The 22,776-nt window shown below is 71.6% G+C and carries 24 protein-coding genes and 1 riboswitch; of the genes, 12 read left to right on the forward strand and 12 right to left on the reverse strand.

Annotation, left to right across the window (positions count from 1 at the left end; genetic code table 11):
• Positions 1-63: 63 nt before the first annotated feature.
• The 5 genes from BMY88_RS18730 to BMY88_RS18755 all read left to right on the forward strand — a co-directional run bounded on the left by BMY88_RS18730 (position 64) and on the right by BMY88_RS18755 (position 7,375).
• On the forward strand, positions 64-3,150 hold the full coding sequence (locus BMY88_RS18730) for a DEAD/DEAH box helicase (protein ID WP_170861174.1): 3,087 nt from the start codon (positions 64-66) through the stop codon (positions 3,148-3,150).
• The gene (locus BMY88_RS18735; protein ID WP_170861175.1) at positions 3,147-4,511 is read left to right on the forward strand and encodes an Hsp70 family protein; all 1,365 of its coding nucleotides are present in this window, start codon (positions 3,147-3,149) and stop codon (positions 4,509-4,511) included. The genes BMY88_RS18730 and BMY88_RS18735 overlap by 4 nt, the downstream gene beginning before the upstream one ends.
• Before the next feature lie 508 nt (positions 4,512-5,019).
• Positions 5,020-6,171 carry a hypothetical protein gene (locus BMY88_RS18745; RefSeq protein ID WP_091947214.1) on the forward strand — a complete coding sequence of 384 codons (1,152 nt, stop codon included), beginning with the start codon at positions 5,020-5,022 and terminating at the stop codon, positions 6,169-6,171.
• A 239-nt stretch (positions 6,172-6,410) separates the two neighbouring features.
• Positions 6,411-6,692 (forward strand): AAA domain-containing protein, encoded by a 282-nt coding sequence (locus BMY88_RS18750; RefSeq protein WP_244524800.1) that lies wholly within the window; start codon positions 6,411-6,413, stop codon positions 6,690-6,692.
• Positions 6,693-7,081: 389 nt separating this feature from the next.
• Positions 7,082-7,375, forward strand: coding sequence for a hypothetical protein (locus BMY88_RS18755; protein WP_139220517.1), 294 nt, complete (start codon positions 7,082-7,084; stop codon positions 7,373-7,375).
• Positions 7,376-7,482: 107 nt separating this feature from the next.
• On the opposite strand, the gene BMY88_RS18760 is transcribed toward BMY88_RS18755, so the two are convergent.
• Positions 7,483-8,307 (reverse strand): zinc ribbon domain-containing protein, encoded by an 825-nt coding sequence (locus BMY88_RS18760; protein ID WP_091947220.1) that lies wholly within the window; start codon positions 8,305-8,307, stop codon positions 7,483-7,485.
• 251 nt (positions 8,308-8,558) lie between these two features.
• Here BMY88_RS18760 and BMY88_RS18765 point away from each other — a divergent pair, with 251 nt between their 5' ends.
• Positions 8,559-8,750 (forward strand): hypothetical protein, encoded by a 192-nt coding sequence (locus BMY88_RS18765; RefSeq protein WP_091947222.1) that lies wholly within the window; start codon positions 8,559-8,561, stop codon positions 8,748-8,750.
• Positions 8,751-8,798: 48 nt separating this feature from the next.
• On the opposite strand, the gene BMY88_RS18770 is transcribed toward BMY88_RS18765, so the two are convergent.
• Both BMY88_RS18770 and BMY88_RS18775 read right to left on the reverse strand, forming a co-directional pair.
• Positions 8,799-9,839 carry an NAD(P)-dependent alcohol dehydrogenase gene (locus tag BMY88_RS18770; protein ID WP_091947225.1) on the reverse strand — a complete coding sequence of 347 codons (1,041 nt, stop codon included), beginning with the start codon at positions 9,837-9,839 and terminating at the stop codon, positions 8,799-8,801.
• Positions 9,840-9,903: 64 nt separating this feature from the next.
• On the reverse strand, positions 9,904-11,301 hold the full coding sequence (locus tag BMY88_RS18775) for an ADP-ribosylglycohydrolase family protein (protein WP_091947228.1): 1,398 nt from the start codon (positions 11,299-11,301) through the stop codon (positions 9,904-9,906).
• 42 nt (positions 11,302-11,343) lie between these two features.
• On the opposite strand from BMY88_RS18775, the gene BMY88_RS18780 reads away from it, so the two are divergent.
• Entirely contained in the window at positions 11,344-11,577 is a 234-nt protein-coding gene (locus BMY88_RS18780; protein WP_091947231.1) for a FitA-like ribbon-helix-helix domain-containing protein, read from the forward strand.
• Between the two features lie 119 nt (positions 11,578-11,696).
• Positions 11,697-12,194, forward strand: a complete 498-nt coding sequence (locus BMY88_RS18785) for an HNH endonuclease (protein ID WP_091947233.1) — start codon at positions 11,697-11,699, stop codon at positions 12,192-12,194.
• A gap of 39 nt (positions 12,195-12,233) precedes the next feature.
• Here BMY88_RS18785 and BMY88_RS18790 read toward each other — a convergent pair whose 3' ends face one another.
• The 5 genes from BMY88_RS18790 to BMY88_RS18810 form a co-directional block, all read right to left on the reverse strand.
• Positions 12,234-13,139, reverse strand: coding sequence for a carbohydrate kinase family protein (locus tag BMY88_RS18790; protein ID WP_091947236.1), 906 nt, complete (start codon positions 13,137-13,139; stop codon positions 12,234-12,236).
• A 25-nt stretch (positions 13,140-13,164) separates the two neighbouring features.
• Entirely contained in the window at positions 13,165-13,569 is a 405-nt protein-coding gene (locus BMY88_RS18795) for a protein NO VEIN domain-containing protein (protein ID WP_091947239.1), read from the reverse strand.
• A 133-nt stretch (positions 13,570-13,702) separates the two neighbouring features.
• A complete protein-coding gene (locus BMY88_RS18800) occupies positions 13,703-15,220 on the reverse strand; it encodes an MFS transporter (RefSeq protein WP_244524799.1) in 1,518 nt (505 codons plus the stop codon).
• Positions 15,221-15,368: 148 nt separating this feature from the next.
• Positions 15,369-15,974 carry a TetR family transcriptional regulator gene (locus BMY88_RS18805; RefSeq protein ID WP_139220518.1) on the reverse strand — a complete coding sequence of 202 codons (606 nt, stop codon included), beginning with the start codon at positions 15,972-15,974 and terminating at the stop codon, positions 15,369-15,371.
• A 174-nt stretch (positions 15,975-16,148) separates the two neighbouring features.
• Positions 16,149-16,607, reverse strand: a complete 459-nt coding sequence (locus BMY88_RS18810; protein WP_091947247.1) for a protein NO VEIN domain-containing protein — start codon at positions 16,605-16,607, stop codon at positions 16,149-16,151.
• A gap of 360 nt (positions 16,608-16,967) precedes the next feature.
• Between BMY88_RS18810 and BMY88_RS23500 the strand changes: the two genes are divergently transcribed.
• A complete protein-coding gene (locus BMY88_RS23500; RefSeq protein ID WP_139220519.1) occupies positions 16,968-17,336 on the forward strand; it encodes a hypothetical protein in 369 nt (122 codons plus the stop codon).
• Positions 17,337-17,426: 90 nt separating this feature from the next.
• Here BMY88_RS23500 and BMY88_RS18820 read toward each other — a convergent pair whose 3' ends face one another.
• Positions 17,427-17,963, reverse strand: coding sequence for a C40 family peptidase (locus BMY88_RS18820; RefSeq protein ID WP_091947252.1), 537 nt, complete (start codon positions 17,961-17,963; stop codon positions 17,427-17,429).
• Between the two features lie 16 nt (positions 17,964-17,979).
• A riboswitch (cyclic di-AMP (ydaO/yuaA leader) is annotated at positions 17,980-18,143 on the reverse strand.
• A 347-nt stretch (positions 18,144-18,490) separates the two neighbouring features.
• On the opposite strand from BMY88_RS18820, the gene BMY88_RS23930 reads away from it, so the two are divergent.
• The gene (locus tag BMY88_RS23930) at positions 18,491-18,649 is read left to right on the forward strand and encodes a hypothetical protein (protein ID WP_170861176.1); all 159 of its coding nucleotides are present in this window, start codon (positions 18,491-18,493) and stop codon (positions 18,647-18,649) included.
• Positions 18,650-18,717: 68 nt separating this feature from the next.
• Here BMY88_RS23930 and BMY88_RS18825 read toward each other — a convergent pair whose 3' ends face one another.
• The 3 genes from BMY88_RS18825 to BMY88_RS18835 form a co-directional block, all read right to left on the reverse strand.
• On the reverse strand, positions 18,718-20,388 hold the full coding sequence (locus tag BMY88_RS18825) for a PHA/PHB synthase family protein (RefSeq protein ID WP_091947255.1): 1,671 nt from the start codon (positions 20,386-20,388) through the stop codon (positions 18,718-18,720).
• A gap of 153 nt (positions 20,389-20,541) precedes the next feature.
• Positions 20,542-21,441 carry an SMP-30/gluconolactonase/LRE family protein gene (locus BMY88_RS18830; protein ID WP_091947258.1) on the reverse strand — a complete coding sequence of 300 codons (900 nt, stop codon included), beginning with the start codon at positions 21,439-21,441 and terminating at the stop codon, positions 20,542-20,544.
• A gap of 10 nt (positions 21,442-21,451) precedes the next feature.
• On the reverse strand, positions 21,452-21,928 hold the full coding sequence (locus tag BMY88_RS18835; protein WP_091947262.1) for a hypothetical protein: 477 nt from the start codon (positions 21,926-21,928) through the stop codon (positions 21,452-21,454).
• A gap of 41 nt (positions 21,929-21,969) precedes the next feature.
• Between BMY88_RS18835 and BMY88_RS23505 the strand changes: the two genes are divergently transcribed.
• Together BMY88_RS23505 and BMY88_RS18840 are read left to right on the forward strand one after the other, a co-directional pair.
• Entirely contained in the window at positions 21,970-22,185 is a 216-nt protein-coding gene (locus tag BMY88_RS23505) for a hypothetical protein (RefSeq protein ID WP_139220520.1), read from the forward strand.
• A gap of 21 nt (positions 22,186-22,206) precedes the next feature.
• Positions 22,207-22,755 (forward strand): bifunctional adenosylcobinamide kinase/adenosylcobinamide-phosphate guanylyltransferase, encoded by a 549-nt coding sequence (locus BMY88_RS18840; RefSeq protein ID WP_091947265.1) that lies wholly within the window; start codon positions 22,207-22,209, stop codon positions 22,753-22,755.
• Positions 22,756-22,776: the final 21 nt, after the last annotated feature.

Genomic DNA, 22,776 nt, shown 5'->3' on the forward strand with positions numbered 1-22,776 from the left:
CGGACAGGACAGTGATGGGCGCCTCTTGCACAGGCTCCTATGAGGTCACGGACGTCCCGCCCGGTGACGTGCAGGGACGGGGCCACCCCCACACGGCCGACACATCCCACAGCAGGACAGCAAGGCGTCGGTCAGGCGGAGAGTCAGACCACCAGGGGTGACCCCGTCCTCTCCATCCTCACTGTCAGGCGACGTGGTTCCGGCGACATCGGCGTCGTCGTCGGGGAGGCCGGGACGCACTTCAGGGTCGCTTTCGGTGCGGCCGTCGTCATGCTCGACGGCGAGGAGTTGGACTTCGCGCCGAGAACGCCGGCCGAACTGCTCAGCGACGGCACCCTAGGAGATCCGGAGGCGCACGCTATTCGGATCCAGGCGCACTACCTCCAGCACGCCTACCGCCACGATCCTCTGGCGAGCCTCACCAACGCTCGTATCGAGCCGCAGATGCACCAGGTATTCGTGGCGCATCGGGTGACCAACAAGCTGCGGCCCCGCATGATCCTGGCGGATGAGGTAGGTCTCGGTAAGACGATCGAAGCCGGCCTCATCCTCAAGGAGCTGCGGGCGAGGGAGCAGATCTCACGGGTTCTCATCGTGAGCCCGGCGAGTTTGACGCGGCAGTGGCAGACGGAACTAGCGTCGAAGTTCAACGAGAACTTCGAGATCATGGACGGCGCGGCGGCCAAGTACCTGGGAAGAGCGGACGCCAATCCCTTCCTGGCTCGGGACAACGTCATCTGCTCTCTGCCGTTCGCCTACGGAGCGAAGAGGAGCGAGCAGATCCTCGAGGCCGAGTGGGATCTCGTCATCTTCGACGAGGCCCACAGGGTGCGCCGCACCCGTCAGAAGGAGACTAACGCTTACAAGCTCGCCGACGAGCTCAAGGAGACGACGAACGGTCTCCTCCTCCTGACGGCGACCCCTGTGCAACTCGATCCGTTCGAGCTGTACTCGCTCATCCAGCTGGTCGAGCCCGGCATGTTCCGCAACGAGAAGGCGTTCGAGCAGCAGCGGTCGAACATCCCGCGGCTCAACGAGCTGATGAAGCAACTCGAGGCGTGGGACACGCTCAGTGCGGACGAGCGCCGAGCCCTCTTCAGCAAGGAGGGACGACTGCTCGATCACGTGGGTTGCGCTGACTCCGAGACCCTTGCGGACGATCACACTCGGGCCGAAGTCGTCGCGCGTGTCGTCGCCATGCATCCTCTCGCCGACGTCATGGTCCGGAACCGGAAGGCCGAGCTCGGACTGGCCGGGCGACGGCGGGCGAGTACTGAGTTGGTGGAGCTCTCCGTTGAGGAGCTAGAGCTGTACGACGATGTCACGGAGTACATCCGTGAGGGCTACAACCGAGCTCGGCTCGACAAGAACACCGCTGTCGGATTCCTGATGGTGGCGTACCAGAAGATGTTGACCAGCAGTTCGCATGCTCTGAGGACGAGCTTCCGTCGCCGCATCGCCGCGCTCCAGGGGGATCGTGCCGCGGTGATCGCGCGTGCGAGGGCAACGGCAAGGTCGCTCGAGGGTGAGCTGGACGACCCCTTCGAGCTGAGCGACCCGACGGAGGAGGCGGCGGCCGTCTTGCTGCACGCCGACTACATCGATGTGGAGATCAGGCAGCTGAGCGAGCTGGCTGCTCGTCTCGACCTCGTGCGGGACAGCAAGATGATGAAGGCTGCCGTCGTCTGTGAGCGGATCCTGCAGGAGCCCGACGCGAAGATCGTCATCTTCACGCAGTTCGTGGAGACGCAGACGTTTCTTGCCAAGACGCTCCGCTCCAATGGCATCGCCACGGCCCTCTTCAACGGTCGTATGGACGCCGACGAGAAGGAGCAGGCGGTCCGCGAGTTCCGGGAACGAGCTTCGGTGCTCGTCAGCACGGAGGCCGGCGGAGAGGGACGGAACCTGCAGTTCGCCAACCATCTGATCAACTTCGACCTGCCGTGGAACCCCATGAAGGTCGAGCAGCGCATCGGTCGACTCGACCGGATCGGCCAGAAGCGACCGGTCAACATCTACAACCTCGTCGCGCAGGGAACTCTGGAGGAGAGAGTCCTCGAGGTGCTCGCCGTTCGCATCAGGCTGTTCGAGGAGTCGATCGGCGCGCTCGATCCGATCCTCGGAAGCATCGAGAAGGACATCGAGCGCTTCGCGCTCTCGGACGAGATCAACGGGGACGCGAGCTTCTCGCTGTACTCCGAGGAGCTCGAGAAGCAGGTCCTGCAAGCGCAGGCGGTCGAGAAGCGGCTGGGTGACTTCGTGCTCGACCGAGCCAGCTTCCGCCGGGATCAGCTCAACGAGCTTCAGCAGCACGCGTCCATGGCCACGCAAGACGACGTCGCCGAGTACTGCCGCCGCATCCTGGAGTGGAAGGGTGGCTTCCTGAGCGACCACGAGGACGGTGGCGACGCCGTCCACCTGTCCCTCGGCGCCATGAACAGCCTCGGACTGCAGGAGAGAAGCTTTCGAGGGGTGTTCGCCACCTCGGAAGCCCTGCGCCGGGACGATCTGGAGTTCTTCGCCTTCGGCCACGCCCTGGTCGACAAGCTGGTGGCACACGGGGCGGCCCTCGAAGGCGCGACCGTGGGGTGCCGGTACTCAACCGACGTACCGCCAGGGACCTGGGTGGAGGTCGTCTACGAGACTCGGGTCAGAGGGCTGACGAACCGTGGCTCGCTGGTCCGCCATCTGGTCGGCGAGAATCTCGCTGTCAGCAGTCAGCGCTTGACCCGCCGACCGGACGACGCGCCCGCAGAGGTCGCTCCCCCCTCCTGGGTCTCCGACGCCGTCGTCGCCAGCCAGCGCCAGTTCGATGCTCAGTTCCAGGAGCAGCGGCGCACATTCACGCTGGAGTACGAGGACGTTCGCAAAGCTCTGCTGGAGCGTGCGGACAGGCTCTACGCCTACAAGAAGGACCGCCTCGAACTGCAGGTCACCCAGGCGCGCGAGTGGCTCGACGCCCGGTCGGGCGGCGACGTCAGCGCCCGGGACCGCAAGGTGCTGCCCGCGCGCAAGGGAAAGCTGGCCAAGGACCTCGAGCGGGTGGCGGAGCTTGAGGAGCTGCACCAGCTCGAGTGCGACGACGTCCGACGGCGCGAGCTGGAGATGGAGTCGACCGTGGCGTGGGCAGCTGTGGTGGTCGGCCGGTGAGCCAGGCAGTCGCGTATGGCGTCGACTTCGGGACGAGCAACAGCTCGATCGCCGTCGCCTACGCGGATGGGACGACGAAGGTCGTGGCCGCAGAGAAATCCGGTGCGCCGGAACTGCGGTCGCTCGTCTACCTCCACCGCGATGGCAACCGGCTGACTGGGCAGGCTTCGGCGCAGGCGTTCGTCGCGATGGCCACGGCCCAGACATCCTGCGGCACCTGCACCCTCGTGGACCGCGGACGCTCCGGGACCTTCACCCAGTGTCGCCAGCACCGCCGGGGTGGGAGCTGCCGGGACAGCCGGCTGCTGGCTCAGATCAAGAGGGATCTTTCGTCCGAGCATCTGGATCGGACGAACAGCTGGACCCGCGACTACCGCTTCACCGACCTCGTGGCCGTGATTCTCAAGCGGCTCAAGCGGTCTGCGGACCAGCTCACCGGTCAGGACGTTCGTACGGTCGCCATCGGTCGACCTGTGCGGTTCCCCGGTGTCGAGTCCGATCCTGTTCGACTGCAGAGCTTGGCGGAGGACCGGCTGCACCAGGCCGCCGTCAGCGCAGGATTCCGGCACGTCGACCTGGTGCCTGAACCGCAGGCTGCTGTGACGGTCGAGGGCGTGCAAGACGGGATTGTCGTCTGCACCGACTTCGGGGGCGGCACCTTCGACGTCGCGGTCCTCTCCAAGAGGCGGAACCACGGCAAGGTGCTGGCTCTGGGCGGAGTCACGGTTGGTGGGGAGACGTTCGACAGCCGGATCTTCGATTTGGAGCTCTTTGCTGCCCTCGGGCTCGACGCGGTGCCGACCATGTCCGGCCCGGAGCGCGTGCGGCTTCCCGGTTGGTTCCGGTCGAAGTTGCGGTCGCTGGCGGGCTGTCAGGAGCTCCTGATGGACGACCGAGTCGGACCCTTGCTGCGGGACTTGTCTGCAAGCGGCAACTCCCGAGTCGCTGACGCCCTCCGTGAGTTGCTCTACGGGGGACAGGCGTGGGCGTGTTTCCAAGCCATCGAACGCGCGAAGATTCAGCTGTCGAGCCAGTACGAGGCGCGCCTGGTCCTGCGTCGCCCACCGCATCTCGACATCGATGTGGTCGTGGAGCGGTCGGAATTCGAGGATGCCATCGCCGCCGAGCTCGCCCGCGTGGAGGCTTGCATCCTCGAAACCCTCGAGAAGGCGGGCGTGACGCCGACCGAGGTGAGCTACGTGACCCGGACCGGAGGTTCGTCGCGCATCCCGGCGTTCGAGGCGATGCTCGGTTTTCGCTTCGGCGCCGGGAACGTCGTCGATCGAGATGCCTTCACCACCGTCGTTACAGGCTTGGCGCAGTACGCCCACGGGTCTTGGCAGGAGCGGAGAGGCGCGTGAACGAGCCGTACGTCCCTACGGGCGAGGAGTTCGACGAGGGCAAGTTGCCTCAGCGGCCACGCCCTGAGAGGACTGCGAAAGAACCGGACCGAACGCACCTGGCGGACCGTGCCCGACGGGTGCGCGAGTTCGTGCTGGAAGTCAGTCCGGACGTCGACGCGACGGAGCCGCGGCCGGAGCGCTGACGCCGCTGACGTCGACGCTCCTGGCGGCACGTCGGCCCTCGCGTCGAACGCGAACCCCTAGCGACTGAGACGGCGGAAGCGAACGGCCCCGAGACCGTCGACCACAGGCGGCTCCGCTTTCACTCGCGATGGCCAGCAGGTGTCGCTCGTCAGTGTCCTGGTTGACGCGTGTCAGTCTTCATGTGAGTCCCCGTGCAACTGGCGCGGGCAACCCGGTACGAGTGCTCAGTCGTCGACCGGGCGCAGGCCCCGAGTCAGGAGAGAAGTCGGTCTCTTGTTGCAGCCGGCTCGGTACGCGCACAAATACTTCGAGGAGTGGGGCCGTGGAAACGCAGTTCACCCGCAGCGGGCCGGGACAGTCGTGGCGTCTCGCCTACCAGATCCTGGGCAGCGACGGGTCGATTCCGAATCCTCGCGGAATCCGCTACATCGCTCCCGGTTCAGCTGAGGCCGAGGGGCTCGGTCTGCCTTCGCCCGCGCGCCCCCTCCCGCCGCTACCGGCGGACGCTTCCGCAGTCATGGGGGCGGTCCAACTCGCCAATCTCGGCATCGGCGTCGTAAACCTCGCAATCTCGACGGCTGTCCTGGTCGAGGTGAAGAAGCAGACCCGCATGCTCCGGGAACTCCAGGTCGGGCTCACTGAGGTCCGGGCCGGGGTCAGCGACATCCTGGAGAGGACGGAGCGCATCGACCTCAACGTCGCGGAGGTGCAGCTCCGCGAGACGCTCAAGCATGCGCTGAGGTCGGCAGCCAAGGACCATGAGGTCGACCTGGTTCTGTTGACCCAATTGGTTCGTGGGGCTCTCGGTCGGTTCTTCGAGTCGATCGGTGGACCCCTCGGTCCAGGAACCAAGCGAGACCTCACGCTCTCCTCGGACGTGCGCGAGATGGCGGAGGCCGCACTCCACCTCCTCTGGGCGGCCCGCTTGACCGCCATCGAGGCGCACAACCGGTCCTGCGGCGGTGACCCGCTGCAGGTCGTCCGCGACGACGGGGTGCAGAACCGCCTCCGGACGCTCGCGGACACCGCAGCGCTCGTGGCTGCCACCGGAGTCGCCAAGCAGATGGCCAAGAGAGTCAGCAAGGACCTGCGCAGCAACCGGCTGTTCTTCGGGCGCGCCGATGGCGTCCTCCGCGTCATGGACGAGCACGTGGCACGCCTCGACACCTCTCTGAACAGTCTCGGTCCCGTTCCTCAGGCCCGGTCGCTGCTGGCGGAGCTCGAGGACCAGGAAGTCCTGGTCGAGGCCCGTAAGGTCGGCGCGGATGCGGTGAGTGCCGTGCTCGGTGACTACCTCTTGGCCTGGACGGCTCACACCGATGCCGGCCTGTTGTGGAGACTCTGCTACGAACTCGACCTGCAAGACGATGGGACCTACTGGCGTGGGCTCGAGGGCTGGATGACAGCGTTGATGCCTGGGGCGGCGGATTCACCACTCGGCATCTCCCGTGGTGTCCCTGAACCCGTGGGCTGAAGCCACGACGCAGACAAAAAATCGGCCTTTTCGAGATGCTCTAAGGCAACCCATCGGCGATGTCGGCGGCGGCGTGCGCGGACGAGCCCGCCGCGTAGCCGACCTGAGCGATCGCTGCAGGGCCGCGGCTGGGTGGACGCCGACGGCGTGCAGGCGCGCATCGGCCCGGACGACGTGCTCGTCGCGCCGTACAACAACCAGGGCCGTACAACAACCAGGTCGGGCTGATCCGGTCGCTGCTGCCGGACGGCGCCCGGGTCGGCACCGTGGACAAGTTCCAGGGGCAGGAGGCGCCGGTCGTCATCTACTCGATGACCTCGACCAGCGCGGAGGACGCCCCGCGCGGCGTCTCGTTCCTCTACGACCTGCACCGGCTCAACGTCGCGGTCTCCCGGGCGAAGGCGCTGGCGGTCGTGGTGATGAGCGAGGAACTGCTGGGCGCCGCGGTGCGGACACCGGAGCAGCTGCGCCAGGTCAATGCGCTGTGTCGACTCGTCGAGATGGCGACCGTCGTCGATTGAGAGGCACGGCGTGGTTCCGGCGTGCGTGTCGCGGCCGTCGGTGCCGAAAGCGCGCGGGCGATCTCGGCTCTCGCGGGCGATCTCGCTCTTCAGGGGCTTCTGAGGGCCGTGGAGCCCGTGGGGCTGGACGGTTCCGGTACCGGCGCGTCATCCCATGAGAACCGCGTCGGGCGGCCATCCTTGCCCCACTGACAAGACGTCCGCTCCGTCGCGATAGCGGTTGATGTGGACTGTCCGCCGACCACGAGCCCACGCCCAGAACGACGGGGTCGGGCTTCGACAGGCGCACGGGTGATCGCCAGGTGAGTGCTGCCCTCGGCAGCGCGCCTTGACGCCTCTCCGTGCACCACGCCTGTGACCGGTTCGCGGACGACGACGAGAGGAACGACATGACCCACATCCAGACGCAGGCGGAGCCGACGCCCGAGCAGCCGGTCAAGAAGCAGCGGCACATCTTCCGCTGGGTCTTCCTGGCGATCCAGGCGCTGTTCCTGATCTGGATCATCTCCGGCGTCGGGGACGCCGCCGACAACTGCGACGGCGAGGTCGGGCAGGCGCTCGATATGTGCCAGGCGGGTACTGCCGTCGGCGCCGGCATCGGTGTGGCCCTGGTGATCTTCCTGTGGGTTGCCGTCGACGTGATCCTCGGCATCACCTACTTGATCGTCCGCAAGAAGCGGTGACGCAAGAAGCGGTGACGCACTGACGGAGAAGGCCCCGGTCCTGGAGACCGGGGCCTTCTCCGTCAGCGCTCGATCGAGGACCCGGACGCCACCGGCATCCACGGGGCTCACCGGGCTGCGGGCGACTGGTTCTTGGCCTGTGCCAGGAATTGCGCGGCCAGTTGCAGGTCGTCGAAGTGCGGCTCGACGAGCTCCTTCAGCAGGTCGTTGCTCCAGACGATCAGCCGGCCCAGCGTCCGCTGCGTCCGCTCGACGGCGGGCAGCTCGAGCCCGAACACCCGCTCGGCGATCTCCTTCTTGCCGCCGACCGCCGCCGTGTACTTCAGCACCGGCAGGAAGCGGTCGGGGTGGGCCACGACGAGCACCTTGGTCAGCAGCGCCTCCTTGAACCCGGGGAAGGCGGCCTGGTGCGTGCCGACGACGAGCTGGTCGATGCGGTCCTCTTCCCGGCCGGGCCCGCGCAGCAGGTGCTCGATGGTCCTGCGCAACTGCCGGGCGGCGCGCTCGGGCCCGACCCGCTCCCACGTGGTGCTGAAGGTCGCCATCCGCCCGGCATTGGCGACGGTGGCTGTCGTGGTGAAGCTGTACAGCTCTTCCGGCGGGGCGGTCGGCAGGCCCTCCTCGCTGAAGAGGAACCGGTAGCGGGCGCGGTAGGCGGCCGTGTCCTCGTCGACCACCGGACGCTGCTCGAGGAACTGCTCCCGCAGCTGAGCCACGCGCTCCAGGACCTCGGGCCGGACGTCGGAGGCGCGGGGGAACTGGCCCTGCAGCGCGTCGATGCCCGGGGGAGGGGTGTAGCCCCGCCGGGCGGCCGCGGTCCGCTCGCGGGACCACCGGTGCCCGCAGGAGCCGCAGCGCAGGATCCGGGTGCCATCGGGCTGCACCTCACCGTCCAGGTCGTCGGACGAGCAGGTGGGGCAGATGACCGGCATTGCGGGTTCCTCTCGAGAGCGCGCCGCGGGGCGGTGCAACTCGGTGGTGGAGCTGTTCGGTCCGCGGTTCGCGGTGTGGCCGGCGCTCGGCGACATGCGCCGTCGTCCCCTCCACCGACATCCTCTCCTCTCGCGCCGGCGAACCGTGCAGGAGGCGATCACGCCGGCCGTGGGACTTCCGACCTCCGCCCGCCGCGCCGCGGCGCCGGGCTCCGTACGCTGGGGCCAGACCAGCAGGGGAAGGACGCATCATGGCGAGGCACCTGAACGACGAGACGGCCGAGTTCAAGATGCCCCGTCCGGGGCGGCACGCGGCCGACGACGAGAACCACGAGCAGGACGACGCCCAGCAGGAGCCCGAGGCGACCAAGCGCTTCGACCCGGGCTTCCGCGAGCGTCCCCGCCCCGCGCCGCCGGCGCCGCCGAGCTCCGACCAGCGGTAGGACGGCACTGGCCGGCGACGAGCCGGACGAGAGTTGCCCGGCCGGTCGTCAGGCTCCGGGCACGATGACGGCGCGGCCGCGGACCGTGCCGTCGTGCAGCCGGCGGTAGGCCGCCGGCGTCTCGTCGAGCGTGTACCGCTCGACCTCGACGTGGATCGCGCCGCTGCGGGCGAGGTCGAGCACCTCCATCAGCTCAGTCCGCGTACCCCAGTACGGAGCGCGGACCGACGCCCCGAACGGCGTCGAGAAGAAGCCGGTGGGCAGCACGCCGCCGCCGATCCCGACGATCTGGACGACGCCGTTCACCGCGACCACCTGGCGCGCGAGCTCGAGGGTCGGCGGGGCGCCGACGATGTCGAACACCGCCTCCGCGCCCACTCCGCCGGTCAGCGAGCGGATCGCCTCGACGGCGGACGGGTCGGACCGCAGCACGTGGTGCGCCCCGACCTGCGAGGCCAGCTCCAGCTTCTCGTCGCTGATGTCGAGGGCCACGACCGTCGCCCCGGTGATCGCCCGCAGGATCTGGATCGCGACGTGCCCCAGGCCGCCGGCGCCGATCACGACGGCGGTGCTCCCCGCGGTCAGCGCGCCCAGGCTGGAGACGATCGCGTGGTACGGCGTCAGCCCGGCATCGGTGAGCGAGACGCTGGCCACCGGGTCCAGGTCGCCGAGCGGAACCAGGTGCCGGACGTCGTCCACGATCATGTACTCCGCCAGCGCGCCGGGGGCGCCCAGCCCGGGCGGCGCGATCCCCAGCCCGGCGGCATGCGGGCAGTAGTTCTCCGCCCCGCGCGCGCAGGCGTGGCACAGCCCGCAGCCCCACGGCCCGTAGACGACGACGGAGTCGCCCACCGCCACGCCGGTGACCCCGTCACCCAGGGCATCGACCACGCCGGCGCCCTCGTGCCCGAGCGTCAGCGGCAACCCGTACACGTACTGCTCGGCCGGGAGCCCCATGATGAACGAGTCGGAGTGGCACAGCCCCGCCGCGGTGACCCGCAGCCGCACCTGCCCCGGTGCGGGTTCCGGCGTCGGGATCTCCACCACCTCGGGCTCGCCGCCGATGGTCCGGTACTGCACAGCGCGCATGCCGATCCCTCCAGGTGTCGTCCGGTCCAGGCGCCCCAGCCTGCCGGGCGGGGCAAGACCGGAGTCAGTCCCGACGCCCGAGCCGGTGCAGTGCCTCGGTGAAGCTGGCGTTCCACAGGCCCAGGTGCGGCCAGCGTTCGGCGACGTGGGCGGTGGCCTGCTCGACCGTCATGCCTTCCTCGCGGACGAGGTAGCCGCGCAGCGCGAGCCCGGTGCGGGAGGCGCCGCCGTGGCAGTGCACGAGGAGGCGGTGGCCCTCGTCGCGCAGGGCCTTCATGTCGTCGAGGACGTCGGCGAGCATGCCGTCGAGGTCGGCGTTGTAGTCGTTGTCGGCGATGTAGGCCATCCGCTGCACGGCGTGCGGGAAGGGCTCACCCAGCCGGCACAGGGAGATGACGGCGAAATCGGTGTCGCTGTACCGGGCGCCGTCGAGGTTGCCGGCCCAGATGCCGGGCAGGACCTCGGCGGGGCCGATGCGGGGGATGACGCCGGGGTCGTAGCTCTGCTGGACGCCGGAGTCGAGCGCGGCGGCGAGCTGCTGCAGGTCCGCGAGACGCCACACGCGGTCGCCGTGGCCGGGGACGCGGCCGTGCACTGCCGAGGCCCACCGGCTGGGGATGCCGCCCATCCCGTGGACGGCGCCGGCGAGGCCGCCGGCGACGCAGGCGACGGTGTCGGTGTCGCCGCCGAGGTCGATCACCAGCCGGAGTACCTCGGCGACGTCGCGGCCGGTGCGCAGGGCCCACACGGCCTGGCCGAGGGTGGGCCAGACGGCGCCGTTGCGTTCGGTGGCCTGGTCGGGCGTCCAGTTTTCCGCGAGGACGGCGGCCCAGCGGTCGCGGTGCTCGGGCGGCACGAGCTCCAGGGTGGCGGGGATCGCTGTCAGCGGGTCGCCGCCATCCAGCGCGACGCGGATCAGCTCGGAGAAGATCGCGCAGCCCTCGCCGGCGGAGGGGTCGCCGTGGGTGAGCGCGGAGATGCGCCGGGCGGCGTCCATGGTGGTCGCGGTGTCGGTCTTCGCGAACCGGATGGCGGCGGGGGTGGCGCGCATCAGGGAGCCGTTGCCGGCGGCGTGCCCGGAGCGGGTGAAGTGCTCGGCGGCGGCGACGTCCCAGGGCCGGCCGGCGCCGAGGACGGCGCGGGTCTGGTTGCCGATGTCGGGCGGGTTCGCCTGCGCCCAGGCGCTGAAGCGGTCGAAGACGTCGGCCTCGTCCAGCCCGTCGTGCTCGACGAGGGAGTGCGCGAGCAGCAGGGCCATCTGGGTGTCGTCGGTGAACTCGCCGGGCGCCCAGCCCAGCGCTCCGCCGCCGCACATCTCGGTCCGCGAGCCGCGGGCCGGGGTGGGGAAGCGGGCGGTGAACTGCCCGGGCGGGCCGAACTCGAAGGGCGCCCCGAGGGCGTCGCCGACGGCCGAGCCGACCAGCGCGCCAGCGGCGCGGGACGAGCGGTGGATCGAAGCCATGGGAACCAGCTTCCCCGACGGCCTCGCCGCTACGGTGCCTCCATGCCCGTTCCGCTGACGATCCGCGACCTGCCCGAGGCCACGATGAGCGAGCTGTCGGCCCGGGCCGCCCGGTCGGGCCGGGCGGTCGAGGAGTACGTGCGGGCGCAGCTGATCGAGCTCGCGGCGCGGTCCGGTGCCACGGAGCTGTGGGACCGGATCGAGCAGCGGGTACGGGTCACCGGCGGCAACCTCCCGGCCGACGACATCCTCCGGTTCCGCGACGCCGATCGGTGACCGTCGTCGCGGCCTCGCCAGCCGGAACCTGACACCCACGGTCCGTTCTCGTCAGCCGCTCGGGGGAATCGGTCCGCTGAGCCTCAAGCTCTGCCATCAGTTGCTCGATCCCTCAGGACATGGGGCAACGGTTCGCGCTGACGCACGAGGACGAGACTCGCACCGAGATCAGCGACGTTCTGCGGGACGCGTTCGAGGCCCTGATGCGGGCGGCGGACGATCACCCGTGGCTCGCAGGAGTGGTCGCGGTGGCCATCGTGTGGCGGCTGTTCCGTGGGATGCGAGCCGCCCTCTACGGGTGCCTGCCCCGAGACCCGCAGCGGCTCTTCGTCGGAGCCGACCGGTTCGCGATCATGAGCCGCGCCGGTCATCGATGCGAGCACCACTCGTGGCGGACCGGCCGATGCGAGACGACCGGACGTCTGCAGGCGGACCACGTCCATCCGCACAGCCGCGGAGGAACCACCACCATCGGCAACGGGCAGGCGCTGTGCGGCCCGCACAACGAGCGCAAGGGAAACCGGATCCCGTGGGCGTGGGAGCTCGACCGGCTGGCCCGCCGGAGGGCCGCCTACTTCCCCAGCGACGCTTCCGTGACGGTCCAGCGGTCGGGCTGACTCCGCCGCCGACCGCGCCCGGTGGGCTGACGCCAGGCCTCAGGACGGCGGCTGAGCGCCCACCACGCCCGCGACCAGCGCTGCCGCGGCGTGCCCCGCCTCCACCGCCGTCCGCACCGGCGACCCTGCGCGCCACCCGGCGAGCACCCCGGCCGCGAACGCGTCCCCGCAGCCGGTGGTGTCGCGCACGGCGGCCAGCGGCGCGACCGGCACCTCGGCCACCCCGCCCCGCGTCACCATCCGGGTCGGGCGCGGCCCCTCGTGCACGAGCACCAGCTCCGGCGCCCACGCGGGCAACTCCTCCGTCAGGCCCAGCACCACCGCTTCGCCCGCGTTGCAGAACAGCACGTCCGCCGCGAGCGCGGCCAGCAACTCCACGTACGCCTCGACGCCGTGCTTCGCGATCCGGGTCGCGGCGGCGACGTCGGCGCTCACCGGCACGCCGGCCTCGTGCGCCAGCGACGCCGCGGCAGCCAGCGCCCGCGGGGAGCGCAGCAGGTCGTAGCCGTCCAGATGGACGACGGCGGCACCGGCCACCCACTCCGGCTGCACGTCGCCCACCTCGAGCCCACCCTCGCCGCGGTCGGTGAGCATCGTGCGCTCGCCGTCCGGGTGCACCAGGACCGTCGTCAGGGGTGACCGCCCGCGACGCACCACGGCGAGCTCCACCCCGCGCGACGCCAGCCCGTCGAGCAGCCCGTCCGTGAGCGGGTCCGCGCCCGCCCAGCCGGCCAGCCGCGCCGGCACCCCCGCCCGCGCCAGCCCGGCGGTCACGTTGGCCGCCGCACCACCCGCGGATGCCGTCCGCGCCACCCGCTGCTGCCCGCCGACCACCAGCGGCCCGGACAGCTCCAGCACCTGGTCGGCCACCAGCTTGCCGACCACCACGACCGAGCCGGACCTCGCCGGGCGGGGCCAGTCCGGGAACGCGGTGTCGGCAGGCACGGACCCGACCGTAGGACCCGCCCGCTCAGCCCTCGCGGGCCACCTCGTCGTACACCCGCACGGGCACGGGCACCGTCCAGAAGCGCTGCTCCCGGGCCCGCTCCAGCAGCTCCTGCAGCCGGTCCTCCCCGAGCCGGATCAGCCGGAAGTGCGCCGGGTCGCCCTGCGCCACGTTCTCCACCAGGTACAGCCAGAAGCCGTCCGGCTCACCTCTGGCGGCCACGTAGTGGCTGGGCTCCAGCCACAGCTCGTGCCCCCGCGAGGAGGTGCCGCACGCCTTCACCACGATGACCCGGTCGCCGCTCAGCAGGTCGCCGACGCCGGTTCCCCGGGTGTCGCGGGCCGTCCGCCCCTGCTCCCGCTCGCGCCCGATCACGTACTCGATCGCGGCGTCCTCGATCTGTCTCGGTCCCAGCTCGGTCGTCGTCATCGGTTCCCCTCCGGTCGACCTCCCCCGGTCCGACCGGTCTACACCGCCGGGACCGGAACCGGAAGGTAGGACGCAGAACGGCGCCGGTGGTTCCGAGGAACCACCGGCGCCGTCCGTGCCGGAGCGGGGACCGTCAGACGGCGACGGCGCCCTCGGCCGGCAGGTCTTCCTTCTTGGCCTTGATCAGCCAGAACGCGAAGATCAGCGCCAGCACGAACAGCCCGGCGGCGGAGTAGAAGGCCGCCTCGAAGCCGTTCACCGAGGCCTCGGCCTCGGCCGTTGCTGCGAAGGCCGGGTCGGTGGCGACGCGGGCGCCGTTGTCCTCGAACCAGCCGGTGACCGTGGACGAGAAGATCGTCGTCAGGATCGCCAGGCCGAGCGACCCGCCCACCTGCTGCGCGGTGTTCAGCACCGCGGAGGCGATGCCGGCGTCCCGCTCCTCGACCCCGACGAGCGCGGTGCTCGCCGCCGGCACGAAGACCGAGGCCAGGCCGAAGCTCATCAGCAGCATCGCGGGCAGGACCGTGGTGACGTAGTCGCTCTCCACCCCGATGCGGGTCAGCGACAGCATCCCGACCGCGGCGAGGACGAGACCGACGATCATGAGCGGCCGCGGTCCGACGCGGGGCAGGAGCTGCGACACGACGCCGGCACCGACGATGACGCCGCCGCTGAAGGGCAGGAACGCCCAGCCGGCCTCGAGCGGGCTGTAGCCGAGGGTCCGCTGGAAGTACAGCGTCAGGTAAAGGAACATCGCGAACAGCCCGGCGCCGACCAGCAGGAAGATCAGGTATGACCCACCGCGGGTGCGGTCCAGGATCACGCGCATCGGCAGCAGCGGGTGCTCGGTGCGGGTCTCGCGGACCACGAACGCCACCAGGAGCACGGCCGCGATGACGAGCAGCGCGATGGTCAGCGGGTCGCCCCAGCCCACGCCCTCCTCGGCGGCCTTGGTGAAGCCGTAGACGAGGCTGACCAGGCCGAGCGCCGAGAGGAGCACGCCGGGGATGTCGAAGTGGCGGTCGCCCTCGGCGCGGCTCTCCTTGACCAGCGGGACGGCCAGACCGGCGGCGAGGAGCGCGATCGGCACGTTGACGCCGAGGGTCCAGCGCCACGAGGCGTACTCGGTGAGGACGCCGCCGAGGATGAGGCCGATCGCGGCGCCACCGCCGGAGATCGCACCGAAGACGCCGAACGCGCGGGCGCGCTCCTTGGTGTCGACGAACGTGACCGTCAGCAGCGACAGCGCGGCGGGCGCCATCAGGGCGGCGAAGGCACCCTGCAGGGCGCGGGCGGCGAACAGCAGCTCCGCGTTGGGGGCGATGCCGCCCAGCCCGGAGGCGAAGGCGAAGCCGATCAGCGCGATGATGAAGGACCGCTTGCGGCCCATGAAGTCGGCGATCCGGCCGCCGAACAGCAGCAGCCCGCCGAACGCCAGCGTGTAGGCGGTGATCACCCACTGCAGGTTGGGCTCGGTGATGTTCAGGTCGTCCTGCATCGCGGGCAGGGCGACGTTCACGATCGACGCGTCCAGGATGATCATCAGCTGCGCGATCGCGATGACCGCCAGCGCCAGCCAGCGCTTGGGGTCGGGCCCATCGGTGGGTCCGGGGGGCCCGGCCTTGGCGAGGTCGGGACCCGGTGGGGTCATGAGTCCTTCAGCGGACATGGGAAGTGCCGTCCTTCCTGCGCGGGGCGCAGTTCCGTCGTGTGGTGCGGTGCGGGCGCGCGGACGTGCACGGCCCGTGCAGTGGTGCGCCCGGCGTCGGTGCCGGGCGGGTCTCGGGTGTGGGCTTCGGTCAGCTCACGGGGTGGGCGAGTCCTGCGCCGGCCCAGCGCAGGCAGTCGCTCAGCAGCTCCAGGAGCCGGTCGTAGGGCTGGTGCGGGTCCCACGCGTCGATGGCCGTGGTGACCGCGGCCATCGCGGTGTTGAGGACCAGGGCGGTCCTCACGTCGTCGCCGTCCGGACAGCGCCGGCCGAGCCACTCGCGCAGCTCGGGCTCGATGCCGTCACAGACACCCCGCGTCGATCGGCACAACCCCGGCGACTGCTCGAGCAGCCGCTTCTGCAGGGGCAGCCGCTCGCTCAGGAGCCGCGCCAGGCCGAGCGCGAGATCGGTGAGCGCGTCCCAGAGTGGCGTGTCGGTACGACAGTTCTCGAGCAGCTCGCGCCACTGGCGTACCTCGTCGGGGTCGAGGTCGAAGACGACGGCTTCCTTGCTCGCGAAGTAGCTGAAGAACGTCGTCCGGGAGACGCCGGCCTCGGCGGCGATGTCCTCCACGCTCACCGCGTCGAACCCGCGCTCGTCGATGAGGCGCAGTGCGGTCGAGCGGATGGTGCGCCAGGCCGCGAGCTTCTTGCGCTCCCGCAGGCCCATGACCGCGGACACGGGACAGTGCGCCACGGATGCCGCCCTGCCCGTCTTCGCCACGTGCGGGAAGGTAGACCGAAAAGCGGACTCGGTACAAGTTCTTACTGCGTCCGGATTTGTGTGTCGTGCGCGACACCCGTCCGGGGTGCTCGCGGAGGCCGGTGCGGTGGGTTCGGATGGCCGTGACTCCGAGGTGGAGCGCAGGGCTCAGGAGGCGGCCGCGGCCCCGTCGTCGTCCTCGATCCCGGCCGCGTCCTCGTCCTCCTGGAAGGTGGCGGGCACGGGGACGGCGTAATAGCGGCGCTTGATCGCCTGCTCGAGCATCCGCTGCAGCGGCTCGCCGCCCAGGCGCAGCAGCCGGAACCGCGCAACGTCGGAGCCGAGGTCCTCGACGACGTAGAACCAGAAGCGGTCGGGGTGCGCCCGGGCGGTCTCGTACAAGTGCGGTTCCAGCCAGACGTCCTGGCCGCGCACCGGCGTGGCGAAGACCCGCACCTCGACGATCCGCTCGCCGCTGACCACGTCCCCGAGGGCGCGGGTGCCGCGGACGTCGCGGGCGAGCCGGCCCTCGACCGCCTCCTGCTCGAGGACGAACGCGATCGCCGCGTCCTCGACGATCCTGCGGTCGGCGGCGCTGCCGAGCGACGGGGTGTCGGTGAGGTACATCGCAGGCTCCGCTCTGCGCCGGGCGTAGCTGAGGGAGCCGGTGTACACCTCTCGCGGGGGCGGGGGAGCGACGCCGGACGCGCCGACCGTGCCGTCGTGCGGGCGGTGACCGCCGGCTGGCGCACCGTGACGAATCAGTGGCCGATCTCGTCCCGGTTGTCACGTTCTGTGCTCGCGGACTGTGCTGTCTCCCGCGGTTCCGCCGGGTGGTCGCTCAGCGTCACCCCCGCCCGGCGCCGCCACCCGCGCGACGGAGTGCGGTCACTCGTCGTGGTGGCGCACTCGCCGGTTCCTGCGTTCCCGTGCCGATGGACGGGCAACGAGCTCGGGACCGAGCCAGGACAACCCGACGGAGGAACCGTGCCGAACGACGTCGATCCGCGGCCGAGCGCGGGAGCCCGGAGCGGAACCCCCTGCACCCGTCGAACGGCGGGGCACACCCCCCACCGCGCCACGATCCTGCTGTGTCACACGGGCGCGCTCGCCGAGTGGCGGTCGGTGTTCGTCCTCGGCGTGGACGACGGCGGGGTGACCCTCGCCGACGGCGACGAGCTCGTGCGCTTCACCACCCACGACCACGCCGATCTGGCGCGGGCCGTGACCGACGCCGGCCCGCAGGCGCACCTCAACACGCGGTTCGGCTACCTCTTCCTCGCCTCGTGGCCGCGCGACCCCGAGGCCGTGTTCTCGCTGTGCCCCGCGGACCAGCCCTGCCCCCCGTGCGGCTGAGCGCCCCGGAACGGCTGAGCGCCCCGGAGCCCCGGTAGCAGCGCGGCTACCGGGGCTCCGGGGTCACGACCCGGGCGATGGGGCCGCGACTCAGGCGACCCGGGTCGCGCCGACGAAGCCGGGCATCGAACCGGCCCACACCACCGAGACGGGCCTGCCCGGGGTGGACGCGTGGACCATCATCCCGTCGCCGATGTACATCGCGACGTGGCTGACCGGGCTGTAATAGAAGAGCAGGTCGCCGGGCTGCAGGCTCCACAGGCCGACGGGGGTGCCCATCCTCGACTGCATCCGCGAGGAGTGCGGCAGGCTGATCCCCGCCGACGCGTACGCGAACTGGGTCAGCCCCGAGCAGTCGAAGCTGTTCGGGCCACCACCGCCCCAGACATAGGGCTTGCCGACCTGGGCCAGCGCGGTGGCGACGGCCCGCTGGGCCGCCGGGGTGGGGGCCACGACGCTGAGCACCGACGACGGCACCGCCGTCGGCACGGCGGCGGGTACGGCGGCGGGTACGGCCAGGGCCGTGGTGGGGGTGAGGGCGATGCCGGCTCCGGCGACGAGGGCGATGACGGCGCCTCGGGCGGTGCGGGACGTGCGGCGGGACAGGGTGATGCGACTGGTCGTCATGGACGACGGTTCTCCTCAGGTCTCCGTGCTCCGCCTACCGGGTCAGCTGACGGGTTCGGGCGCAGGAAGTCGCCCGGCCTGCCCGGGACGTGGTCCCGGGCACGGCTTCACCCCAGTGGTTCGGTGGGTCCCCGGCCCGGCGCGGCAGGCTGCACGCGCCTGATTCGGCGGTTCCCGTGAGTGGCGCCATTTCTCGGCGTCGTTGTGCGGCCTCACGGACGGCGCGAACGCTAGGTCGGCTCCCGGACGGCGCCAACTCGGCGGACGGTCGGACACGCCTGCCTGCAGCGAGCGGGGGTCGGCGTGTCCCGGACATGGATCGCCGTCCTGGCCAGCGCGGACCACCGACCGAGCCAACGGAGCCGGAAACGGATCGGACGAATTCCGGACACGCCGCGCCGGCACCACGCAGCGTTGCAGTTCGTTGTCGTCACGTCGTCGTAGCGCCCCGGGGATTGACCCGGTCCCCACCCGGGCACACGACAGGTCAACCGACCCACGACAGACCACTGGCACGAGGAGGACCCATGCCCGGCATGTTCCGGAAGCTCATCGCCTCGGGCGTAGCTGCAAAGCTCGTCCAGGAGGCCCGCAAGCCGCAGAACCAGGAGAAGGCCAAGCAGCTGTTCGCCCAGCTCCAGCAGAAGCGCAAGGGCGGCGGAACCCCCCGCGGCCACGCCCGCTGACCCTCCGCACCACGCACGGCGACCCCCGCCCGGCAGCCGCCGGGCGGGGGTCGCTCGCGTCTCTGCACTCAGTTCGGCGAGCGGTCCAGCACGTAGAGCCCCGGGGCCGCGTCGAGAGCCGGGTGCCGCTCGCTGCCGAGCGTCGCCGGCGCGGGCACGCGCGGCCCGGAGCGCACCGCCGTCCACTCGGCCCAGGTCTCCCACCAGCTGCCGGACCGCTCCTCGGCGCCGGCCCGCCACTCCTCGGGGTCGGCGACGGCCTCACCCCCGACCCAGTGCCGCGCCTTCGGGTTGCCGGGCGGGTTCACCAGGCTCTGCACGTGCCCGCCGTTGCTCAGCACGAAGGTGCTCGGGCCCGACAGCAGCCGCGACGTCCGGTAGCAGCCGCGCCACGGGGTGAGGTGGTCGGTGATCGCACCTGTCACGAACGTCGGCACGGTGATCTCGCCCAGGTCGACCGGTGACCCCAGCACGGTCAGCGCCCCGGGCCGCACGAGGGTGTTGTCCCGGAAGAAGTCGAGGAACTGCGCGTGCAGCCGGGCGGGCAGGTTCGGCGCGTCGGCGTTCCACGCGAGGACGTCGAAGGAGGGCACCGGCTCGCCGTGGAGCCACTGCGACACCAGGCCGTCGAAGACCAGGTCGTTCGGCTTCATGAAGCTGAACACCGAGCCGAGCGACTTCCCGCCCAGCACGCCGCGCGTCCCCGAGGCACGCCGCGCCAGGCCGGTCACCCACTTGCCGGCGAACGCGCCGATCGGCGCGCGCTCGCCGAAGTCCAGCAGCGTGACGCCGTACGCGGCGCTGTGCACGCTGGTGTCCTCGTGGGCGGCCAGGTGGTTCAGCAGCAGGGTCTGCAGGATCCCGCCGGCGCAGAAGCCGACCGTGTTGACGTCGGGTGAGCCGGTCACCTGCCGCACCACCGCGACCGCCCGGCGCAGCCGCTCGGTGTAGGTGTCGAGGTTCCAGTGCGCGTCCTTCTTGCCCGGGTTCCGCCAGCTGACGATGAAGGTCTGGAAGCCCTTGCCGACGGCGTGCTCGACGAAGCTGCGGCCGGCGCGCAGGTCCAGCAGGTAGTAGCGGTTGATCACGGGCGGGACGACCAGCAGCGGCCGCGCGTGCACCTCGGCGGTCGTCGGCGCGTACTGGAGGATCTCGACGACGTCGTCCCGGTAGACGACGGCGCCGCGCGTGGTGGCCAGGTTCCGGCCGACGGCGAAGGCGGCGGGATCGCACAGCGCCGGCAGCCCGCCGTTCTCCCGGAGATCGGTGAGCATCGCGCTCAGGCCGCGGACGACGCTCCGCCCTCCGGTGTCCAGCGCCTTCTTCAGCGCCGCCGGGTTGCCCAGCAGCGTGTTCGTCGGGGACGCGGCGGCGGTCAGCGCGCGGACGGCGAAGCGGGCCCGCTCCACCTCGCGCCAGCCGGCCCCGCCGGCCTCGTACCGGTCGACCAGCCGCTCCAGGGAGGCGCTCCACGCGAGGTATCCCTGCCCCAGCCGGCGGTAGCCGGGATGGCCCGTCCACGCGGAGTCGGCGAACCGCTTGTCGGTCACGGCCTCGGCGTTCCCCACGGCGATGTGCGCGAGTTCCCGCGCCAGCCGGGCCGTCTCCGCGCCGACGGCGACGGAGCCCGCGAGAGCGGCGGGGCCGCGGCGGCGGGGCTCGGGCTCCGGAGTGCCCGGCACCGGCTCCGGTCGGGTGGTGGGGGTCGTTCCGGTCGATGGGTGCTGGACTGCCGTCACGCCGTCTCCATTCGTCGGTGCCGCTGACGCTAGGGAGGGACGGCCCACCCCGTACCGGGCCTTAGGGCCCAGTCTGGTAAAGGGATGTGTCACAGGTGTGACGGTGCCCTCACGAACGCGGCACGCGCCGGAGAAATCCCGGTGAGGGCGCCGTCAGGGCCGGCCGGCGTGGGCGACGCCCACCTCGGTCGAGACGAGTACGGCCTCCCGGACCGGCGCCCGGTTGTGCTCGTAGAAGTCCGGCGCGCAGCACATGAGCAGGGTCCGGCCGTCCTCGCCGCCGAGCATGCAGGCGAACACACCCATGCCGTCGGGCGCGGCCACGGACTCCACGATCGACCCGCCCGGCGCGATCCGGGCGACCCGGCCGCCGACCGCGTCGGCCGACCAGATGTGGCCCTCGGCGTCCAGCGCGCAGCCGTCCGGGGCGACGACGACCTGGCCGAGCACCTCCTCGGTGGTCCGCCCGGTGACCTCCGGACCGAGGATCGCCCACTCGTGCCGGTTGGACAGCGAGCCGTCGGGGCCGAGGTCGAACGCCGTGTACCGGTTGCCGAGGGTCTCGCCGACGACGAGCGTGCCGCCGTCCGGGGTGATGACCGCGCCGTTGGGGAACTGCAGCCCGTCCGCCACGACGGTCACCGAGCCGTCGGGGTCCACGCGCTTGAGCGTGGCGGCGTGCGCGTCGCCGCCGCCCATCAGGTCGAAGCCGAAGTCGCCGACGAACACCCGCCCCTGCGCGTCGACCACGAGGTCGTTGAGGTGCCCGCCGCAGTGCTCGCCCAGGTCGGCGTACGTGGACAGCTCGCCGTCGGCGAAGCGGAGCAGCCGGTGGTCCTTCATCGACACGACCACGAGCGAGCCGTCGGCCAGCCAGCCGAGCCCCGAGGGCTGGTTCTCCACCTCGAAGAGGACCGTCTCCCGGCCGTCGGGCGTCACCCGGCTCACCGTGTGCCGGTAGAAATCCGACACCCACCAGGTGCCGTCGCGCCAGCGCGGGCCCTCGAAGAACCCGCCACCCGTCAGGACCGTCCGCAGCTCTCGTTCCGCCATGTCGCGGACCCTAGGACCGGCGCTGCTCCGCGGCCCGGCGGACGCCCGCGAGCATCCGCCGGACCGCGAGGGCGTGCCCGCCGGTGCCGACCACGGCCAGCCGGTACAGCCGCCCGTGCGCGCCGGGGAACGCCCCGCGGCTCTCCAGCCGCACCCGCGTACCGCCGGCACCTGGCTCCCCGTCCACCGGCTCCAGCCGGACGACGATGCCGTACCGGGAGAACCGGTGCCGGCCGGCGACGACGAGCAGTCGGGGCTCTGCGGCCGCCACGATCCGGAAGCCCGGCACGGTGGAGCCGACGGTCGGCCGGTCCCAGCCGGACGTCGTTGCCGGCTCGCAGCCGAGCACCCGCGCGGCCGCGGCGGCCGCCGGCGCGGCGAAGGTGGTGTGCAGCATCGTGAGCACGGCACGCCAGGCGGTTCCGGGCGGCGCCGCGACCGTGACGGCGTGCTCGTCGATCCGCGGCAGCTCCTCCAGCGGCGGCATCGCGCCACCGTAGGGCCGCCGGTTCCTCGGGCGGCGCGCCCGTGCTCTGCGTCCACCGGTACGCAGAGCACGGGCGAGCGGGGAGAAGAGCGACCGGCGGTCAGGCCGAGAACTGCTGCTCGCCGATCACCGACAGCAACTGCAGCTTCTCCGCGGCCTCCGAGCCGGGCGCCGCGGTCAGCACCAGCCTGCGCCGGGCCGAGGCCGAGGGCCGCTACGCCGACGTCCTCGCCGGGCTGTCCGCCCTCCCCGCCTGAGCGCCGGTAGCGTCGCGCGGCGTGAGGCTGCCGCGACGTCCTCGGCGCGTGCTGGTTCTCGGCGGTGCCCGCTCGGGCAAGTCCCGGTACGCCGAGGAGCTGCTGGGCCGGGCCAGGGACGTCGACTACGTCGCCTGCGGGCTCGTGCCCGGCGGGGACGACGCCGAGTGGGCCGACCGCGTGGCGCTGCACCGCGCCCGCCGCCCGGTCACGTGGCGCACCGTCGAGACCGTCGACCTGCCGCCGGTGCTGGCGACCACGGGCCCGCCGGTGCTCCTGGACTGCCTCACCACCTGGCTGGCCCGCGCCATGGACGACTGCGGCGTCTGGGCCGGCACCCCCGGCGCGGATGACCGGCTGGCCGCGGGGGTCGACGCCGCCGTCGACGCCTGGGCCACCGGACGACGGCGGGTGGTCGCGGTCAGCAACGAGGTCGGCAGCGGGGTGGTGCCGGCGACCGCGTCGGGACGCCGGTTCCGCGACGAGCTCGGCGTCCTCAACACCCGGTTCGCCGCCGCGGCCGACCGGGTGGTCCTCGTGACCGCCGGCCTGCCCCGGCGCCTGCGCTGACGCCTCCCGGCTGACAGGCTG

Source organism: Trujillonella endophytica (genome assembly GCF_900110555.1).
Taxonomy (GTDB): Bacteria; Actinomycetota; Actinomycetes; order Mycobacteriales; family Geodermatophilaceae; genus Trujillonella; species Trujillonella endophytica.

What these genes read in the sequence shown, in the direction of transcription:
- BMY88_RS18800 (WP_244524799.1), bottom strand. Translation starts at nt 15,220, where the DNA reads ATGACCCCACCGGGTCCCGACCTCGCCAAGGCCGGGCCCCCCGGACCC.
- BMY88_RS18765 (WP_091947222.1), top strand. Translation starts at nt 8,559, where the DNA reads ATGGCGAGGCACCTGAACGACGAGACGGCCGAGTTCAAGATGCCCCGT.
- BMY88_RS18775 (WP_091947228.1), bottom strand. Translation starts at nt 11,301, where the DNA reads ATGGCTTCGATCCACCGCTCGTCCCGCGCCGCTGGCGCGCTGGTCGGC.
- BMY88_RS18785 (WP_091947233.1), top strand. Translation starts at nt 11,697, where the DNA reads ATGGGGCAACGGTTCGCGCTGACGCACGAGGACGAGACTCGCACCGAG.
- BMY88_RS18835 (WP_091947262.1), bottom strand. Translation starts at nt 21,928, where the DNA reads ATGCCGCCGCTGGAGGAGCTGCCGCGGATCGACGAGCACGCCGTCACG.
- BMY88_RS18780 (WP_091947231.1), top strand. Translation starts at nt 11,344, where the DNA reads ATGCCCGTTCCGCTGACGATCCGCGACCTGCCCGAGGCCACGATGAGC.
- BMY88_RS18810 (WP_091947247.1), bottom strand. Translation starts at nt 16,607, where the DNA reads ATGTACCTCACCGACACCCCGTCGCTCGGCAGCGCCGCCGACCGCAGG.
- BMY88_RS18760 (WP_091947220.1), bottom strand. Translation starts at nt 8,307, where the DNA reads ATGCCGGTCATCTGCCCCACCTGCTCGTCCGACGACCTGGACGGTGAG.
- BMY88_RS18830 (WP_091947258.1), bottom strand. Translation starts at nt 21,441, where the DNA reads ATGGCGGAACGAGAGCTGCGGACGGTCCTGACGGGTGGCGGGTTCTTC.
- BMY88_RS18820 (WP_091947252.1), bottom strand. Translation starts at nt 17,963, where the DNA reads ATGACGACCAGTCGCATCACCCTGTCCCGCCGCACGTCCCGCACCGCC.
- BMY88_RS18795 (WP_091947239.1), bottom strand. Translation starts at nt 13,569, where the DNA reads ATGACGACGACCGAGCTGGGACCGAGACAGATCGAGGACGCCGCGATC.
- BMY88_RS18770 (WP_091947225.1), bottom strand. Translation starts at nt 9,839, where the DNA reads ATGCGCGCTGTGCAGTACCGGACCATCGGCGGCGAGCCCGAGGTGGTG.
- BMY88_RS18755 (WP_139220517.1), top strand. Translation starts at nt 7,082, where the DNA reads ATGACCCACATCCAGACGCAGGCGGAGCCGACGCCCGAGCAGCCGGTC.
- BMY88_RS23930 (WP_170861176.1), top strand. Translation starts at nt 18,491, where the DNA reads ATGCCCGGCATGTTCCGGAAGCTCATCGCCTCGGGCGTAGCTGCAAAG.